Consider the following 20,918-nt stretch of genomic DNA (forward strand, 5'->3'; position numbering starts at 1 on the left):
TTAGGGGTTTTTACCTACGTTTTTCGATAACACACTAAATTGTCATCTTCTATATTTATTCAAAAATGGCTACGAACTATGCTGCAGTACATTTTTTATTTCCCAGAATCTCCATAGCATTTTTGTATACGATTGCTTTCAATTTTGCTCTGCCAATAAACTTTTCCTTTTCTTTTAATTCGTTAATATTTTGACCTGCTACCCAACTAGATTCTGATCCTGTACCTAAAAATGATGGTGACTCACTTATATCTCCAGATTTTGCCACGCCACCTGCCATATGCATGTAAGCTGCAGAAAAAATGAAGGTATATTTAGGATCTGAAGCTTTTGTTACATCATTTTTTATGGCATCTGAAGCTTCCCTAATTTTTTCTTTATCACCTTCAGCAATCGTGTCGTTGTCTAGTAATGCGTCGAGATACGCCAATACTTTACTATACCCATCCTTATGAGTAGTATGAAAAGCACCTCTTCCTCTAAAATTTTCACCTCCTCTATAAGTAGCCATCCATTTATTCTTTGTCTCTGTAAGACTCATAAGGTTGTTACTTTCTCCTGCAGCGTGAGCCAGATATACTGCTTGCGATTTAATCGTATCAATCCCCATGATCTTAAATGCATCATTGATATGTTTGGTTATATTTTTATCTTTCAAAAATGCAAGGTATTCTTCTTTGCTTTTTAGACATTGGTTGTTTTCGATTACTGTACAAGCTCTACCTTGATCATTAGCTTCGAGCTGTTTAAAAAGATCTCCCTTTTTAAATATTGCTATTACATCAGCTTCGGTTATAGTTCCGCACGATTTGTCGGAATCTTTATTCCAATCGCTTGCTGTCTGAAAAGTACTATCTCCTTTTTTAAGAATTTGCATCATTTTTTCGGGAAATATACCGTTGCGAATTGCAGTAATGATTAAGTTAAAAATATTGATAATTCCCTCTTTACCTGGTTGTCCACTCAAACTCTGTTTATGTTTAACCAAGCTTTTTTTCCATTCATCAAAAACATATTTATGTTCTTCCGGGATTACATATTTGGTATTCTTATCTACATTTTGAAAAATTACCTGAATCTCATATGGCATATGATTGTTTCCTGAAAAAGTATCCTTATGCCATTCATCATCTTCTTTTTTTTGAACTTCTTCGTTAGGTTGTTTCTGTATAACTGGGGATTGGTTGAGGAATGTATCCCTAGTATTTCTATTAGTCACAACCTTATCTGCTATATCATCAGCTTCGACTTCATATTTGTCTCCCGGTTCTCCAATTTTTAATTTAGGTTGAATAAAGTTCTCATTACTTTTTTTAGGTTGAAAAAGGTGTGATTGACCTAATCTGGTATTCGGATTATTAATATTTCTTTCCCTAAACATCATCTTTTTTGAAATATTTATTGTAATTATTTATACAATCTAAGGACATTATAACTAGAAGATATCCAACCTTTTATTTACTATTACAATTCTTGGTTTATATTAATCTTCTCGACAAAAGTTCAATGTTTCTATATTGAGAATGACTCGCTCATCTACTTTAGTTTCTTTAAAAGCAATTATTTTTGGAGTCACTATTCTTTTTTGACCCATTCTATTAAATAACTTAGTATTTCTTTATCACCTACTCTTTTAGCAAACTCTAGTGTATCTTCCCCAGCTCTATTTGTAAGCCCTTTGATCTTAGCTCCCTTTTCCAATAAATATTTTACTAGGACTAAATTTTTATATGATATTGCAAACATCAATGGAGTCCCATTTCCGCTACCATAATTTATATCTGCTCCATTATTTAGAAGCAGGTTAATTATTTCCATACTACCTTCGCCTTTCACAGCGTTTACCAAAGGAGGTTTTTTGTTACCGTTATCTATATTAACATCTGCTCCATTTTCAATCAAAACCTCAGTTGGTTGTATGTGCTTTCCTGCACAGGATAAATGCAAAGCAGAATTAAGGTCGTTGTTATAAACTGAAGAATCTGCCTTGTTTTTAAGTAAAACTCTAACATTATTAGGGCAATTATAATTTGCTGCAACCATTAATGGAGTATTACCATCAGGGTCTTTAATATTAACATCTAAACCAAGTTCAACCAATTTAACAATAATAGCTTCTGAATCTTCCACCTTTGCCGCAACGTGTAGGAGTGAATAATTTCTAGAATTAAATTCTTGTATATCAATTTTTAAACTTTCTATATTATCGAAAAAGTCTTCATTCTTCCGGTAATAAATAAATTCCGACAGTTCATCTATACTTATATCCATATTAAATTATTTGTATTTAAATAATAAATCTTCCTTTTCCGTGTAAGCTATTGATTAATTGCATAGATTGAGCATAATCTGAAGGCACCGTTACCCTAGCTCTCGGCCTTCCTTCTTTTCTCGTATTCATTCTGTTTACAAACGAATCCGGTTCTGGTCCGTTATAGCTTGTAAAATTACCTCTTTGACTTCTTTCATTATTTATAAATCTAGCCATAGTTTCGGAAATATGGAAATCTGGGAATACATCAAAATCTTCCATCGCCATTAAAATATTCCAACCTTCTGTATTAGGGTAAAATTCTCGATCTTCTGCTTTACCGAAATCAGGAATTTTGATATCGCTATTTCCAAAACTATGTGGGCTTGCGGCTCCTTCACTCCAACTATTAGAGGCGCTATCATACTCCATATGCCCATATTCTGCAGTAACAGTAGCTGGATAACCACTATAATCAATATTAGGAATACCATCTGTAGGTGATTCAGGGTGATAAGATACATTTACCCTATACCATAACACTTTATTATCAGGAGGGGCAGAATTTGCCTCACCAACAGCAAAAGATTCCATATCATTATAAAACGCAGTATTTATAGATGACTTAGCTGGTACCAGATTTGAATCAGTTGCTCTTCCTCCTAGTCTATCATGAAGAAGGTGCATTTTTACATAATTACCAATTTCCCTAACAGATGCATCCACTTTTACTAGGTTATCATTTTTATCTTTAATTGTTTTTCCACCTGAAACAATAAAATTTTGTAGATTTCTCCATCCTTTTAATGTTTGCCCATTATTTTGACTGGCATCTTCTCCTGGTGGAGTGTGACTAGGATCATTTGTTATATATTTAGCAAAAAACGACCGTCCTAAGCCGTTGTCAAAAGTAGGGAGTTCAACAGGAGGTGTTACTACTTTTTTAGGTTCCTCTTGAACTTCTCTTTGAACATAATTATAATTCCATGTATCACCACCATCGGTTACGGAAGAAATATTGATTACCGAAGCGTGATCCGTATTTACTTTGTTTTTGATACCCTGAGCTTCTTCTGCAGTAACTTCTCCTTCATCTTTTTCTCTTCCACTTTCTGAAGTGATTTCAGCTAAAGCTTCTCCGACAGGGCCAGTAGGAGTTTCCTCTTCAGAAGAAGGTGCACTTCTTCCCATCACCCGATCTAACAACGCCATACCGGTATCTACGGCTTTATTCACCAACCAGGTTAAAGCTTCATCAATCAGTGCTCTTACCGAGCCTATAATCTCAGCTATTCTTGATCCTATTCCTCCTAACCCTACTTGATTGGCAAGAAATCCGATAACCACTGGCATGGATTGCCCCATAGTTCTTTCCAGATAATCTGCTGCAGTTGCTACATTTCCTTGTGCAATATCTGCTACTCCGTTCACAAATGAGTTAATCACTTCCAGCATTTCGCGCAGATACTGTATAAAACTCTGTACTGCATTAAAGAAAGCCATGGCTCCGTTGATCACCGCCATAATTCCAGTTGGATCCAACATACTCAGTAATCGAGTTGTGATTTGTGTAATGATGCGTGTCATTACAAAGTTCTTTACTGCATCGATTACAACATTCCAAAGGTTGCTAAGCTGCTCCTGAATTTTATCCCAGATTGCTGCAATACCGCGTTCCTGAACATCTTTGATGAATGTCCAGATACCTTCTAATGTATTTATCGCTCCACGAATACGCGCTACGCGCTCTGGTCCGATACGTGGGTGTTCTGCGAGTTTTTCCCATATTCTTTCCATCGACAGCCCTAATACTTCTAGGACCCAACTAATTACTCCTTGCAACGAGAAGTCTGTTAGTTCTGGAATACCAGCATCCCGTAACTCCCTCATCAACCAACCCATCACACCATTGATCAAATGGGTAACAATATTATCAAAGAATTTCACAAAGCCTTCTTTGATGGCTCTTAATATATTTTTGAGGAAGCCTATGGGATCTCGTTTAATGTCTTCCATAGCTTGTAGCGATCGGGTAATGATGTTACCTATCAGATCGAAAGGGAAATTCATAATTTCAAGAATTGCCACAATCACTATCCGTACTATTTCTGCAACAAATGCAATTAATCTGCCTATAGGCTGGCCAAACTGATCAATAATTCTAATAAAAGCATCTATTGGATTTAAAAGATCCTCTATGGTAAAAGAATTCCAAAGGTCTATAAAAAGTTGTACAATGGATTGCGGGGTCATATTCAGTCTTTCAACTGCAGCTTCAATTTCTCCTGTAATTCTTGCGATCGCTCCTGTCTCTACCATTTGAGCATATTGTTCTTCTCCTCCATCCATAAGACTCATAAAACCTCTTATAAGATTAGGAACTGTTCTAGGCACCGCTTCGTCAGTAAAAGGATCTTTTCCGATAATCACTTTGATAAGAGAGAATCCTCTGGTTTCATTTGCTACAGAAGAAAGCCAACTCAATAAGGCTTTTTTAATGATTTTTAATACTTCTATAGCTACTGTAGCTGCAAACGCCCATACCCGTTCTAGGAAACCAGTAACACGACCGGATAATGCTGTTAAGTTTGCTGCTATTTCTGTTAAGTTTGCAGGGCGAATGGCATCCCAAGCTGCTGTAATCAATCCTCTCAACTCCCCTAATAATGACATAAAGGTTCCGACTTGTGTGTCCAGCCAATCGGCAGTTTCTTGTAAGGTACCACGTTCCCGCATTTGCTCTAACTCGGTTTCTTTACCGATAAGTATTAAGAAATCTTCTAATATTTCTACTGTGGTTGCAGTAACTTCTTCATCTCTGAGCGGATCGTAGTGTATGATTTTTTTAATTAATGACCAGGCACGATTTTCTTCTAAAATAGGTTCTGCAACACCTATTAATGCTTCTTTAATCCAAGTAATGATTTGATCCACCAGAGAAATAGCAAATAATTCAATTCTACTAATAAGCTGATTAAATTTTCGCGTAATCACCTCAATGGCATTAGTGTAAGGGAATTCTAATTCATCCCAAGCTTCTTCTACCAAATCCAATAAACCTTGTGATGTGAGATTAAGACTGCTTAGCTGTCCGTTTACCCAATCAAATACTTGCTGTATAATCCCATATTCTTGTAATTTGTCGAAAATTGCTGTTCCAAAAGGAACTAACCCCATTAAACCTTGCAGTAAATTGATGGGTGTAGGCTCTACACGTTGTCCTAACAATGGATCATATTGTATAATCACTGTGAACAATATATATCCAGGAATATGACGTGCATTATTTATGATCCAATCTGGTATCCAATCCAAAAATGATCCCTGAATCATAATTGGAGCAGATGTTACGTCTGCAGCTTTACGCTTAATCCCTCCACCTTGCTGCACCGTATGAGTCAACTCATGAGCCAGCAAATGTTTTCCGGAATTAGAAGATGTGTCAAATTTTCCTTCATTAAAATAAATATCATTTCCGTGAGCAAATGCCTGAGCCCCCATATCCTGACTCATTTGTTTCGCATTGGAATCTGTATGGACTCTTACATTACTAAAATCGGTGCCAAAACCAGATTCCATTTGGGATTTAGTATCCTTTGGCAATGGGGAACCTCCTCCTTTAGAACTATTTAATCGGGATTCTATAGAGGAGTTCTCGACTCCGCCGGAACTGACAGCAGTATTGATTTTGGTTTGAATTGGTTGTACTTCTTCCTCTTCTTCCTCTTTTTCCTGAATCTCTTCTTCTTGTTTTTGTATATCCGAAGTAATAGGAGTACTATCTGTTTTTTCTTGAATTGTGGTTTCCGCTACCGCTTCCTTATGTTTTACTTCTTCTTCTGGCTGTTTTTGAATTTCTTCCTCTTCTTTTTGTTGAACAGGTTCCTCCTCAGGTTGTCTTTGAACTAGTGGGCTTATATGTTCTATTAATGATTTTTGTTGAACCTGGTTCTCGTTATTTTCTTGTTTTTGAACCTCTTCTTCTGATTGTTTTTGGACAACCGGAGCAGGACTAAAAAAGGAATTGCTTTGATCATTTCCTTTGGAAACAATAGTATCGGCAACTTTATCTGCTTCTACTTCATACTTATCTCCTGGCTTGCCAATATTCAGTTTAGGCTGAATAAAAGCACCATCTCCTTTCTCTTTTTGAAAAAGAGAGGAATTGCTGGATTTAGCATTCGTAGTATGTGCGGTTGCCGTTTTAAACATTTCCCTTTATTACATAAACATATCAAGGTTATTGCGTGACCAAGTAGACTTTAGTTGTTTACTTTAAAATTTTCCAAGGTTTTTCTTTTAATTAGATTTTTAGTGCTTACAAGCTCTTCATCCACCTTAATATTCTTTATTTTAGATTTTAAAGCGTCTGTATCCAAGTCTTCATTTTCTATGTTCTGAATTTCTGCCAACTGTTTTAACTGAATTGCCTGGTTAGTGGTATTTGACCTTTGAGCTGAATGGTTTGAACTACCAGTACTAGAATCTGTCGAAGGTGTTTCTTCAACTGACTCAATTCTTTCTTTTTTGGTTTCAATGGCTTTATCCGCATATTCAATTGCTTCCGTAGTATTACCCAACAATAATTTCGCTTTACTAATTTGTATTATATCTTCTGGGGTTTTAGCCCTTTCCTCTAACTTTTGAGTAATCTTTTTTAATTTTTGTTTGACAATAGTATCGTTAGGATTTTGAATATATTCTTCTTGATATTTTGAGAATGCGATTTTGTCATTGGAAATAGTGACCTCTTTAATACTTGGATATCCAATCATTAAAATCGGGATCGGAAAAAACAATAGTAATTTCTTTATTTCTTCTTTTTTAATAATATAATACAGCAATCCTGAGCTTAGGATTAGGAATAGGAATATCCCTAAAAACAAAAGTACAAGTTCATATAGATGTAAATCGTTTAGTAAAGTTTCCATTGTTTTTTTTTATTACATTTATATAAAATTTTCTTTCTGCATTCATTTCCGTGTTTTCTATTCCTTTTTTATTCAGTTATTTCTAATGAAATAGTAGAAGTAGTTTTTTGTATTTTATTTCTATCTTTTGATTGATCACCCTTTATACTAATCGGGTTATATTCAATATCCAATGAAAGTGTAATACTATATATACCTTGTTCTTTAAATTCTACTAAGCTGTTCAAAAGATATTTGCCATTTAATTGTTCTCCTGATATCAATTGATGCTCTGGTATTAAACTTACACCTGACTCTGGTTTGTTCGAGTTTATGATATATCCTCCAGATTCCTTTACTCTAACCTCTATCTCTTCTGGATCTTCTTTTTGAAAAAACACATAAACTGTCTTTTCTGATTTGTTTTCAATTTTGAAATCCAACCAAATATTTTCATTTATAAAGTATTTGTTCTTTTCTACTTGAAAAGAACCTGTAAGAGGTGATTCTTGCGTTGTATCCATTCTTAGGGAAATTAAAATGATGGTTAAACAAATAATAGTATTTGTCATTATGATTCTATTTTTTCATAAAGTGGGTCCCTTTTACGGCATTCTAACTCTTCTAGAATATCTAAATCCCCAACCACCATATTTTTGTATTCTATAAAACCATTTATTTGTTCCTTTGATGCGATACACCGTTCTTCTAATTGTATATCGCTGACCAGGAAAAGTATGCCATTTACTATCACAATTAGGTCCTGTACACTTCCATTGATATACTTGAGTTGCTGTCATGTTTCCGTATTTTTTGGAGAGAGCAGCAATTCCGGGAGGATAGCTATGTGTATCCATTGCAGCACCGCTGGTTCCTGCCACACTTAGTATTGTTGGATTAGGTGGTGTCCAGGTAAATGGTGGGTTAGGTATTTTACCATATTTGACTACTTCTCTAACCGTACAATTAGAAAGGTCCGCTAAAGTACCTGTACTACTTTTCCAGTTTATATCAATTCTAATCGCATTTGCTCCATGTTTTCTGGCGTTTTTATGTTTCCACTTGATAGGGCGAACACATTTTGGCTTTTTCTTAAGCTGTATTGCCGGATTTCTTTTTTTATTTATGTTTTTTTGTTGTACCATCCCTTTTTGCTGAATGGTATGTGTCAGTTCATGAGCTAGTAAATGTTTTCCATCTTTAGAACTTGGATTATACTTTCCTTTATTAAAGTATATATCATTACCATGAGTAAAGGCCTGCGCTCCTAATTCTTGACTCATCTGTACGGCTTTACTATCTGTATGAATATTTACTTGACTAAAATCTGCACCAAAACCAGATTCCATTTCATTTTTAGTATTTCCAGACAGCTTATTTCCTCCACTATTATTATTAAGTTTGGATTCTATTGATACCGAGGAGTTCGTTTTTTTTGATTTAGTTTGAATCCCTTCCTCTTCCATTTTCTGAACTTCTCTATCATTTTCACATTCATCACATTTGGCTTGTATCGGTTCTTCCTCCTCCATCGCCTGAACAGGTTCTTCTTCCTCTTGTTTCTGAACTGGCTCCTCCTCTTCCATTGTTTGAACAGGTTCTTCCTCCTCCTGCGCTTGAACTGGCTCTTCTTCCTCTTGTTTTTGAACAGACTCTGTTTCTTTCTCCTCCTGCGCTTGAACTAGTTCTTCCTCTTCCATCTTCTGGACGGCTCCTTCTTTCCTATCTTTAAACAGACTTGTTTGCACTAAAGGAGTGATAGATGATGCCAAGGGTTTCTGTTGAACTTCTTCTTCTGAAGCTCCTTTTTTCTGAATAGCTCCTTCTGAATTAGATGAAGTTTTATTCACTACTTTATCCGCCATCGTATCCGCTTCTACCTCATATTTATCCCCAGGTTGTCCAACTTTTAATTTTGGTTGGATAAAAGATTGTTCTCCTTGGCTCTGAGTTCTTGGTTTTTTCTTTTGTTGTAGCCTCATGCGGTTTCCTCTTTAAATTTTTAATCCTTTTGACTTTTATCAGTACTTATGAAACTAACCATACCTTATTTGTGTTATGGAGTAATTTCTTATTCTAGACCGTATCCCTATCGATAAACATATCCTGTATATCTCAAAGGAAACCGGTTCGTTCTTTTTTATCTACTACTACCATTCAACAAAAATGAGTCTGTCTATCCACGGAAGCTTTACTATCGTAAGATTCCAAGGTAGTTTCTCTAATAAAATGTCCTGTGTTTTACGTTCCACTATAATTCTATATTTGGACGTGTCATCCAATATTAGCTTTCCTGCTCTTTTTATGAAATTTTCTCTTAAGCCGTCGGCAGAAGTATTCTTCAGCACTTGCCAATTTGTTAAAACGGATTCAAGTAAACTGTCGGCTTCTTCTTTAAAGTTTTGAGGTATACTGATATTTTTACGAATTGGCTTATCTATTGGAAATCCACATAAGAATTTCTCAAAAACGAGTTTACTTTCCGGTTGTCTTTCTTTTTTGGTAGCCAAATAATGCAATACATGAATAGATAATTCTACTTTATTCGGTTTAATTTCTCCTTCCTTATTAAGTAAGTCTAGCTCAGTAAATAACTTATTTAGGTAAGGATGTAATAATAATAAACCTGCATTATCAATATATACAACGGGATCAGACTCAATAGTTTCTTCTTTCTGAAATTGTACATTCTCTTTTTTATACTCCTCAGTATCAGAAAATTTTGGCGGATCATTTTGAATGACTTCTGATTTCTCAGAGATTAACAACGAAGTAAAAGCTATGATTTCCTGTTCGCTTTTATTGGTTTTCTCTTTCAGCTTTTTATGTATCTGCCTGACACTTATGCTAATAATTTTATGTAAGAGACCTGCATCAATATGTTTTTTTAATTGAGGTTTCAACTGGCTATACACCTTATCCTCTAAATCTTTTTCTTTTAAATTCTGAAGTAACTTTAGTTCCACAAATAGTATTCTTTCTAGGTCTTTTACTAATGATTCTTGTACTGAAGTTGACTTTTGTAGTTTTGGGTTATGTTCATCTTCTCGTTTACATATTTGTTTTATAGTTTCTTTTAAAATTCGATTAACCACTTTATATATTTTAGGCTCGTTAAGTTCTTCTTTTAGTGTTGTAAACAGTGTTGCTAAACCACCTTGAACAGCTATTGTACTTCCATCAGAAATATATTTTGTTATTATTTCCCAATAGTACTCTCTTATCTCTTTCTTAGCCAGCGTTTTAGGAAAAGGTTTCGGTAATCTATTTTGACTTATTATTTTTACTAAAACCTCATCAGAAAATTGATATATCAATCGCTGACGCGTCCTTTTATTACTTAAAGATTCTTTAAATTTTAATTGAAAATCATTATTAAATACAATTGTGTCTATAAATTCAATAGTTCCAAAGTCCGTTTTGGTATCCCACCAAGGGTTTTGCCCGGTTTTTAGATAGTAAAAAAACGTTTCTACATCGCTTTTTCCTTTATCCATTACAGAAAATGATACCCCTTCTATTTTGGAGGTTTTCAATCCTTTATAGCTTAATACTTGTTTCTGAAGAGATTTGATAATATCTAATTGTAGTTGTACTTGATCTTTTACCTCTATACTACTGATATTCAGTTCTAGCGTATCAAATCGTATGATTTGATTTCCTTTTGAAGTTAAACTATCAAAATAAGCTTCAAGAGTTGGTAGCAGCTGCTGTTTTAAAAACATATCCAGATTATCCTTGAGATAATACGCTGTCTTTGTGTCTGACGTATTTACCTCAAAGAAAACCTTGTTTATAATATGTTTTTGAGAATTCATCCTATGTTATAGTAATTCTAATTGCTCTTTGATTCGCGCTACCAGAAGATCAATATCTGCTACTTTTTCTAGCGTCTTATCAAGGAATTCTATTAACTTACCATCTCTGTCAACGTTCATCTGATTCTCTCGAAAATCTTCTAACGCTGAGCTAATGTCAGCTAAGACTTCATCGATTTGTCCTCTGGATTCTTCAATCTGATCATTAGACTGGCAACATAAAATGGTATACACTAATTGAACCTGTAGTCTGAAGATGTTAATCAATGCAAAGAATTCGAAGCTGTCCTGTTCTTCTATTCGTTTAATAATAGCTTCTGCAGTTATCAGGATCAATGGTTTAAACATATCCATAAGTTCTTCATTGAACTCTCCATTCAAGTATGCCTCTGCTTGAGATTCTACTTCTTTATACGCCACCTGCGTTGGATCAAATATATTTGTGATCAGTTCTTGTGTCATATCATTAAACTGAAGTAATTCTTCACCTCCCTCAACAATTATCTTTATTCCATTCTCAATACATTCTCTATCAACTACTTCAACTTCGAATTGTATATCGTGAGAAACTGAGTGACTGCATCTACCATTGGTGATGGTTAATGTAATCGTAACTAAATTCTCATCATTTACAGGTAATTTATACTCGTGTCGTGGGTTCTCGTCGGTTCTGTTTTCTGGTAAAGTTTCATCTCCAAAATCCCAGAAGTACTTGACTCCAGCTGGCAAATCAACTCCTTGGACTGTAAAGTTTACAGATGCAGCTGTATTATCGTTGAAATATTTTGGTTCTGAACTAACAAAATCAAAATCAGGTTTTCTAAAGACTAAAATGTTCGAGTCTGTAATTTGATCATTTACCCTAAATTCAATCTCTTTACCAAATAATTCTTCGCTAATTTGAGTTGCATCAAAGAAGAACTTACCATCAATTTGCACAACACCTCCATTCAGATCTCCATCTAAATCTGCAGTAACAATTCCATCAGCAGGTAGTACCTCAAACGCTATTGGTATCGTTTCATCATCCAGACATACATGATCCACAGGTAAACGAAGAGACACTGGTTGTTTGGGTATAATAAATGCTGTTGGCGCGCAATCTGAGCAACACATATATGGTAATGCAAAATCAGCTACCACAGTATTTTCTGTTACATTTGCTATGGGTCGAAATAATGATAACCTATCCAGTGCACTAATATTTAATTGTGGTGATATTTCTTCGAAGGCTCTGATATTGGGATTTACAGCGATTGTAGGATCAAAAGTAGTTGCATTTATAGATGGGCTATTAATCGCAAACGTATTAGTCCTTGATAGATTACTAACTTCTAATGGAGCTGCTAACAAGGCATTTGTTGCTAAAGAAGGTATGCGACCATTGGTTTTACCTTTTCCTTTGTATACCATCACAAAGGTACCGCCAGGTTTTACTCCAGCTTTATGTTCTAAACCACTATGTTTCTCGACAAACTTAGATAAAAGCTTTTGTGCCAGCACTTCTTCTTTACGTTTCTGAATTTCATCTAATAATATTTCAATCTTTTCTGCAGCGCAGCAATTGATTGATAATTGATTCAATAACAATGCATATTGCTGCTCAAAACCTGCTCGCTGATAATTGGATGTTTCTGCATATAATAGACCTGTTGTTCTTTTTTTATAAGCCTCTACTTTTTCGCATAAACTTGCAATAGTTACTTTGTAATCATTGATCCGTTTAACATCCATTTCCGCTACGTTGTTAGGGATGTATCGAGTTGCTACTTTGGTGTGCGCGAGAATCTCTGCTGGTTGATTAATAGCGACATCTTTTATTGCTGCTTCCCAAGTGGCAATTACGGGGTCTTCGTCTATATCTTTTTTAATCACTGCTATAATATCTTCTGCTGAACCTTCAGGTTTTTCTTTAAAAGCTTTATCAATTACTTTTCCTAATACATCTTCTTCTTTAATTATATTATCCTCTACGACGGTATCCACATTGTATACAGTCTGAAACCCACCTATAGTTCTAAATGAAGCATCTAACGTTGTGGTATCTATAGAAGCTGTTCTACCTGATATTGGCGCTATTGGTGTCAATAAGGCTCTTTCTGAAACTATTGGTTGCTCTGAAACTGCTTCTGCACTAATATTCGTTTCAAAATTGTTTACTCTATAATACTTGTGCCTTCCTTTATCTTTTAAACTGAATCCAGAGAAAAATTTTGCTACATTGGCATTCAGACAATTTTGCTCAGCTCTCCAGGCTTTGAGCACTGCATTAAGATCTTCGAACTGGCATTTGTAATCAGAAAGATCAAGACTTTCTAAGGTTTCATCAATGCTCAACACTTTGATATCAAAAGCTAATCCTTTCTCATTTTTAATGGTATCCAGATCTTTTATTGCTGTTCGATAGTCTTTACCAAGATGCCCTTCAATTCTATAAAAATCACTGGCATCAATGTTATAATCCAAAGGATTTTGAATAGGATCTCTACTTGAAAGATTTGTACTGCGATATCCTACATTTTGATCATCTTCATACTTCTTGGTTTTCGTGTAGTCCCAATTTTCTATTAGATTTTTTGAGGTACTATAATAGTAAGGGATGGAACGCTTACTCAATGAGGCATCATAATCTTTTGAAGGAGTAATTTTAATATTCGTAAGTGCAGATTGCGTTATATTGTACTCTATTAACATGTAATGAATACGCACTATGAGGTTTCTAATTTCTTCCCATTTCTCAGCTCCGTGTGGGATAATAGGTGAAGGGTAAAAGCTATGTCTATACTCCTTAAACTCTTCTGCAGATAAAAGTTCTCCCAACAAAAGATGCTTAGGAAATGAGTTTTTATCTGGACAACAAACTACTCTTAAATCAAACAATAAGCATTTTATTTCATTATAAGTACTGACTATATCTTTTAATATATCATACCGATACTGAATATCCAGAGGAGTATTATTAATAGTAAAATTGAATACCAAATCAATATTCTTAATGATAGTTGATGCTGTTTTTACAATCAATGAATCGGTATCCAATAGTATTTTAAAATCAGTAAACAGCCGAGTTATTCCTACTTTTAAATCCCTTATAACCGTAGTTTTCTTTATAACATCATAATAACTGTTCTTTAATCTAAAATAATCTGCGGTATTAGAGTTTTGAGAAATAACAGTATTTCCTAAGGCACCTACAACATATTCGTTTTTAAGAATAACGCGTTTTACTGAAACCTCAGGAAGGTCAATAAACTTTTTAGTATTGTTATGTTTATCAAATATTGGATCATTTGTTTTATTACTAATCGTCTTTATAGCTGTTTTTGACATTAATAACATTCTTAACTTGGCAACTTGTTCCTGACCTTGGGTATCACAATCCGTAGAAGTACATGGCGTTTCTTCTTTGGCATAGTTTTCCAGATATAGAACAACTACTTTGTCCGTTATATCATCCAACGTACTTAGTGCAGAAGCCTCTGTCGATTGAGATTCTTCTGTGGTTATTAACTCCTGAATGTTAGAGATATTAGTAAACTTACTGTAATTGGCATCTTTATCTTCGAAGAGCTTGACATGCGTATAAGTTTTTGAAACATACTTAATCAAATCTCCATCGGTTGTCACCGCACAGCCATCAGATATGATAATTGAAGTGTTTTCTGAATACGAAACATCCAGACCACAAACGATTCCCACGCCACTCAAACAAATACGGGTCAATCTATTCTGATCTTCAAAATATTCTATAATGGTATTAAGTTGCTCTGCCGTCAATACCTGATCATTGACAAAGGATCGGTATTGCGTTGTGATTTCTTCTAATTTTATTGTTGCCATGACTTTTCTTTGTTTTTAAAGGTTGCCAATATTTGTTCTTCCTAATATTATTTTATTTCCAGTTTCTTCAGTATCATCATTATCACAATCGTGCAATTTACCTGTATGATAAATGGTATGCGCATCATTCATACAGTGTACTAATTCATTTACTGTAGCTCTATAATTTTCTATAGCTGCTTTGCTATCTATACTGGTATCGCAATGCAGTTGTTCTAAAAAGGTTTTATATTTCTCTTGTATCTTTAGCATATCATTTTCTTCATCGGGTACTAATCCTTTTGGGTATCCTACCCAACAGATTTTTGCTAGAACATGGGCGGGTAGTTCTTCTCTTATTAATTGTTCTGCAAATCTTCTAAAATCCTTATTACCAAATCTTTGTGTCCATCCAGGAAGTATAATTGAAACCCTGTAAGAATACGGATCAACAGGGCTACAGGATTTACATTCTGAATCCAGACAAGTCGGCATAAAATCTTGTGGACTGGCATCTGACAGTAATTCATCCGGGTTTTCTACATCAAACTGGTTGAGATTATGAGTATCCGGACGTAACAGAATATGCTCTATGATATACATTCCTTCGTCAGCACTGATCCCTTTAATTAGTGCTATTAGTGCATTTCTGGCATCAATTGCTTCTTCTTCTGTATCAGTAAACGCAATCCTTCTGGCAATAACCCATTCTTCATCTTCTGGGTCTGTGATCTCTGGATTGGTTAGGTTAAAATATGTTTTCGTACCATCTTCAGTTAATTTAAAATCATAATTATCTGGATTTTTAGCCAAATAGTATGCTAGAAAAAGTTCTTCAAAAGCATCCGCCAGATTATGATAGTGTTTGCTAGATGATAACAATACCTGGCTTTCATTCTTTATTCGCCATCGGTACTCTATTATATCATCTTCATCAAGTTCCTCATACACTTCTAAAAACTCTGTAGCTAAATCTCTTCGATTATAATCCAAAATCCCTAAAAGTTTTGATATTCGTTTCAAAACACCTGAAACGTTCGAAGTATTCCATATACCGTTATCCTCTATACTGGCCTGTGTATGGCAATAGTTAAACCCTAATCCACGTGCACAGCTAATTTGCTTGTAGTCTTGTAAAAAACTAAGTTTTGCCCTTAATATCTCATCATTGGCGCTATTATTATCGCCATACAACAACTTTATAATGAACGCATAATCTCCAAACCTCTCTGCAAACCGACCAATTAAGTGATCCAATAGTTCATTACGTCTTGCATAAAAAACTTCATTACCCGTTTTTTCTCCTTTCACTCCGTTCATAATCTCGATAAGATCTTGATCATAATCTGAGTAATCAGAGATGACTTCCTTTAAATCAGTAATATCATCTACCTGTTGGGTATAATAGGTTTGCTTTGCTTTTAATTCTGAAACCTCTGTAAGTACTACATTATCTATATATAATTTTTTAAGGTTTTCATCTACAGACAATAGATCCTTTACTTTAGCTAAGTGCTTAAAGTAATTAGCTAATATTTGATCAAAAAACAACAAATATGCTTTTAGCTGTTTTGCCTTCGCTTTTCTGGGTTTTTCGGCATTACCAGGAAGCCCAAATGGTGAAATTCCATAGGTATCCGGAAAATCATTCTGAATTGTGGTATATCTTTCTGGATTTTGATAGGTACCCAGAGGAATTTCTAGATCCTCTATGATTACACTTTCTTGTTGTGCTTTTTCTTCTGCTTTTAGTTTTGTAACATTCGCAGCTACTTTAGATGCATTGATTCCTATTGGCAGTAGCCCTTTTGTGAAGTTGAACGTACTCTTATCGCATCGCACTGGTTTATGCCAGTCCTTTATACAAATATTCCATGATCCTTCCAACCCTAATGTGCCATCACAGTTGCCAATAGAAATATCTTTGATCACGTTTACTCCTTCAATATTCATGATCAATTGGATGATATCAGAGAGTCGAACTTCTTTTCTAAGGTCGGCTGCTATCAATTCTTTCGTATCAATAAACCCGCCTTTTATATTTGCAAAATCGACACAAGATGTAGTAAAAGGAACCGGACCTTCAAAAATTTGATCCGTAGTATACCCTTTATCAAACATCTGTTGTAAAGAGTAAAATGGTATTGAAGGCGAAAAATAATGATCTATTGCTCGATATATTAAAGCTAAAACATACTCTTCGTCTGCTCCGGGTTCTAGATCTATATAGGCGCAAATAGCAATTGGATCTTCTTTTACAAGGGTAACATCTACTACATCTTCACACAAGTTTCTATTTTGATGATACAAGTCTCTTACTGTGTTAAGAATCACATCAACATCTTCAACTCCTTCTTCCAAGTCTAGAATAATATCATTAAGGCCTTGCAGTTTAAAAGGTGCTGGAAACTCCTGATTTTCATCAAAAGCATTATAAGATAGTTCGGCCGGATGTGTTTTACAATTTATATGTATGTACTGTTCATGGGCTTTGATCCAGGCATTCTTAACTCCTTCTACGTGAACAAATAAATTTCTATAATCCAATGCCGTTACTGGTTTTGTAGGCAGGATGTTTATAGCCGATAAAAACTGCTCATGCATTTTGGCTAGATTATTATCTTCTGAAGCTAATAAATTCTGGATAGGCATCTCTATCCGCTGAGAAAGATCGGTTATCGCATAGGATAGCATCTCCAAGATAGTTACTCCTGGATCATGAACATTGTAGTCTGTCCATAGCTTACTGCCAATTTTCTCGATATAATCTACACCAACTTCTCTAAGATACTCATAATCCAGATCGTTTCCTGTATTTACATTCTTTGGTATGGATATCGTTTCTTTCATTATTTTATAATTATTATGCTGATGTTAATACTGTACATCCTTCTTCTGGAGTAACTACTGCGACTATATGATTTGTAAATTTTACAGAAGTAAGAATTACTTTTGCACTAGACGGTATTACCTTTTTTACCGAAGAAAATATTTTATCTCCTGCAGTAGTTACACCTATTTCTTGTTGCAACTGAAATCCAGATATATAATCTACATAGTCTAATTTTTCGATATAGTTAATAACCATACTTTCGTGTAGTGTTATTCCAAAATCTATAATCGACGTCTCTTCAAAAGCCCAAGGTGCTAGTAATTTGGCTATATCTTTTTGGAGTTGTGTCGAATAGAAATTTTCATCTTTACCCTCATAAAATTTGGCTTTCAGAATAACTTTTACCTCTGTATAAATTGGATTGATTACCTGAACAGTTACATGAAGTGTATTTAACTGATTAATAAAATTTTGTATTTCATTTCTCTTTGCTTTACTAATTCTGGGCTTGTAGGGGTCATACACATTTTGGTTAATAATGTTTGGTATTACCACCAAAGTGACATTTCCCGGAGACAAAAAAGATGTCAATGAGGTATGGTTTAAACAATTTACTTTATAGATATCAGGAAACGCTTGCAAGACCAAATGTTCATAATCCCAAAGGGTAACTGCACGTTGTTTGTGTCGTAAACGTTCACTTATTCTACGATAAAACTCTTTATCAGTTTCTTCCGGTTTTCCATCCTGAGATCCAAATTTCTGGATAACCCCCTTTACATTTGCCAATCGTTCCACCAATTTTGAGATAGTACCGGCAGGAATACCATACTGTAGATGATTTAGACTATTATTATTGTTTTCGAACTGTGCTAAAACCGCTTGAGATTTAATATCAATAAGTTGGCTTACAGTATCATAATCTCTGGGGTTGTCTACTTTTAACCAAAAATATCCTGTTGGCAATTTTGTATTTTCTTTTGTTGCCTGTTTCGGAATCGAAAACGTTACAATACCCGATTTTAAAAAGTTATCCGTGTTGTTAGCGATAATATAATCTGCATTAAGGGACAACCATTCGTTATTACATAATATCGACCATTCTAATTTTTCTCCTTCTACAAAATCATTTGTTGTTTCGGGGTTTTCACTGCCCTCAAGTGTTTGCACTAACAGTGATATGCTTTGTAGATTTTTCGCATTTTCTATACCTATAAATAAAGATGATCCGTTATCATAGGAGGGTAGTAGTTTAATTTCTTTATTTGCCGTCGTTAAAACCGATTGTTCTTTTAAATCTGTATGCTCTTCAGAAACTCCAAAAGGGTGTTCGTGAAATAGCATTACATCATTCTCGGTTGTACTTGCTTGGGCTTCATACCCTACTTTTATCGTCTCAATCTCTGGTGTATATGGTTCATTAGGTATCAATACATCTTGGATACTATTATCTTTTGATAATGCCACGGAAAAGATCCTTGGAAATAGTTCATGTAAGAAGGATTTATTTAGAATGAATTTTACAAATCCTTTTTTTACGGAAGCTGTAAATTTTTCTTTTGAGGGTACTTTACTTTGAAATGTTGAACTGCCTTTCCTAAGCGGTTTTTTAGGTTGAAGAGGAAAACCGAAAAAATCATTTTTTTCTAATCCAATTTCAGCAGCTTTGGTAATGCTCAAGGTACTTTTATTGCGGTCGGCTACACTAAATAGTAGATGATCCAAATCTTTAGACTCCCAAACGCCATTCTCCAAAACTTCTACTTGTGTTGTAAAATAATCTTCTGTGGTAACTATTTTTGTGAGATTATCTGGATTACTAACCGTATTCCCGTTTAGCTTTAGGTTATAACGAGCTTTACTAACTCTGGTTTCAAACTGCGAGCGATATGCCAAATAATTTTCTTCAAGATCAGGTTTATCTTTCCAGTTGAAATCTATATTTATTTTGGTCCAGTTTTTATCCAGCGCCTCCGGTAATCCAATAAAAAAATTAGCTCCTTTCTTAGGTTGTGGACCAAAAGGATAAAATGGCTTAGAAGCATCTAAAACCCCTAGATCGTTCTCAACTATAATATCCTGTATCGAATCAATTGAAACGTCTATAGACACACTATTTACAGCTGTGCCAGAAAACACCTTTTGAAATGTGTATCCTTTATTATTTATAACGCTATTTTTAACCAAAAAACGAACAACAGGATCAGAAGTGTCATAGGGCTCCAGAAATACTTCGTTGTCATAGTTAACTATAGGGTCTAAACCTTCATTAAGTACTACTACCAATTTCAATTCTCCTGAGACTATGGAGGATTCTCCTGTAATAATTTCGGCTTCTATCCATTCTTTTTCTCCACATAAAAAGACAGCAATAGCATCTGGAATATCACTAATATTTAACTGAGATACATTAAATGGACTGAGTGCAAAAGTAAATGTGATAGTTCTCTTACCTTCTTTTAATAAAAGTACGGGAGAAGATAATCCGAATCCAGTTTTTGCAAAAGGAAGATCGGGATATGATCCAGTATCCTGCGTCGCTCCAGGAGTTTCTGTAGGGTATCCAAATGGCCACCATCTAATTTGATCACCTGGAAAGTCTGCTCCAATTCCATCATACGAGTTCGCCACAAATGCATTTTTAATTCCTACTCCATCTTCGTGATACACATTGCGTAAAGAAGCAACTGATGCATTATTTACTATGATTTCTTCCTGCGTTTTATAGATCCGTTTTACACCAGTATCATCTTTACCTCCATCTAGTGCAGTACTTTCTTTAATTCTAACTTCTGTTGCATTTTTAGCCAACTCGAATAACACATGTACTTTATCTGCTACCGGAGCTTTATTATCTAATTTTAAAACTTCTTTATAATAAAAATCCAGGTGTTTTTTAGATAAATTATTAAGTCGTTCCTGAGAAAAGGAAATCAATTTTAAAAATGAGGCGAATAGTGTAAGGTGAGGTTCTATATTTTTTTCTAACATATGCGCTTCTAAAGGTTCTTCAAGGGTTTTTAATTTTTGTACAAAAGCTGAAATTTCATCTTTTTTAATAAAGAAATTCGTCCAATCACCTGCAACTAAGTTTGTTTCTGTATTAAAATACTTTACTTTTTCAGAAAACTTAAGAGCGAATCGCATCCAATCCTCGGTAGTAAGGTCATGTAATTGAATACTTTCTGGGTCCAGTGCATCAATACAGCGTTGATTTTGGGATGTACCATTCCTCATCAACAATAGATCATTATGTTCGCAACTGTTACTCATTGTAGTTTATTTTT

Annotated in this window: 10 protein-coding genes; all 10 read right to left on the reverse strand. The window is 34.7% G+C overall.

Features of this window, described 5'->3' with window-relative positions; all coding sequences use genetic code 11:
- Positions 1–76: 76 nt before the first annotated feature.
- The 10 genes from ACWGOQ_RS21335 to ACWGOQ_RS21380 all read right to left on the reverse strand — a co-directional run bounded on the left by ACWGOQ_RS21335 (position 77) and on the right by ACWGOQ_RS21380 (position 20,904).
- The gene (locus tag ACWGOQ_RS21335; RefSeq protein WP_452059766.1) at positions 77–1,384 is read right to left on the reverse strand and encodes a hypothetical protein; all 1,308 of its coding nucleotides are present in this window, start codon (positions 1,382–1,384) and stop codon (positions 77–79) included.
- Positions 1,385–1,575: 191 nt separating this feature from the next.
- Positions 1,576–2,271: an ankyrin repeat domain-containing protein gene (locus tag ACWGOQ_RS21340; RefSeq protein WP_452059765.1), complete on the reverse strand. Its 696-nt coding sequence runs from the start codon at positions 2,269–2,271 to the stop codon at positions 1,576–1,578.
- 16 nt (positions 2,272–2,287) lie between these two features.
- Positions 2,288–6,463 (reverse strand): eCIS core domain-containing protein, encoded by a 4,176-nt coding sequence (locus ACWGOQ_RS21345; protein ID WP_452059764.1) that lies wholly within the window; start codon positions 6,461–6,463, stop codon positions 2,288–2,290.
- A gap of 50 nt (positions 6,464–6,513) precedes the next feature.
- A complete protein-coding gene (locus ACWGOQ_RS21350; RefSeq protein WP_452059763.1) occupies positions 6,514–7,182 on the reverse strand; it encodes a hypothetical protein in 669 nt (222 codons plus the stop codon).
- A 68-nt stretch (positions 7,183–7,250) separates the two neighbouring features.
- Positions 7,251–7,685, reverse strand: coding sequence for a hypothetical protein (locus ACWGOQ_RS21355; RefSeq protein ID WP_452059762.1), 435 nt, complete (start codon positions 7,683–7,685; stop codon positions 7,251–7,253).
- Positions 7,686–7,766: 81 nt separating this feature from the next.
- Positions 7,767–9,143 carry an eCIS core domain-containing protein gene (locus ACWGOQ_RS21360; protein WP_452059761.1) on the reverse strand — a complete coding sequence of 459 codons (1,377 nt, stop codon included), beginning with the start codon at positions 9,141–9,143 and terminating at the stop codon, positions 7,767–7,769.
- 168 nt (positions 9,144–9,311) lie between these two features.
- Positions 9,312–10,979, reverse strand: a complete 1,668-nt coding sequence (locus ACWGOQ_RS21365) for a contractile injection system tape measure protein (protein WP_452059760.1) — start codon at positions 10,977–10,979, stop codon at positions 9,312–9,314.
- A gap of 6 nt (positions 10,980–10,985) precedes the next feature.
- Positions 10,986–14,819 (reverse strand): hypothetical protein, encoded by a 3,834-nt coding sequence (locus ACWGOQ_RS21370; RefSeq protein ID WP_452059759.1) that lies wholly within the window; start codon positions 14,817–14,819, stop codon positions 10,986–10,988.
- A gap of 15 nt (positions 14,820–14,834) precedes the next feature.
- Complete coding sequence (locus ACWGOQ_RS21375) at positions 14,835–17,648, reverse strand: contractile injection system baseplate wedge protein (RefSeq protein ID WP_452059758.1); 2,814 nt, start codon at positions 17,646–17,648, stop codon at positions 14,835–14,837.
- A 13-nt stretch (positions 17,649–17,661) separates the two neighbouring features.
- Positions 17,662–20,904, reverse strand: a complete 3,243-nt coding sequence (locus tag ACWGOQ_RS21380) for a baseplate J/gp47 family protein (RefSeq protein ID WP_452059757.1) — start codon at positions 20,902–20,904, stop codon at positions 17,662–17,664.
- Positions 20,905–20,918 lie beyond the last annotated feature (14 nt).

This window comes from Aquimarina ulvae (assembly GCF_053613295.3).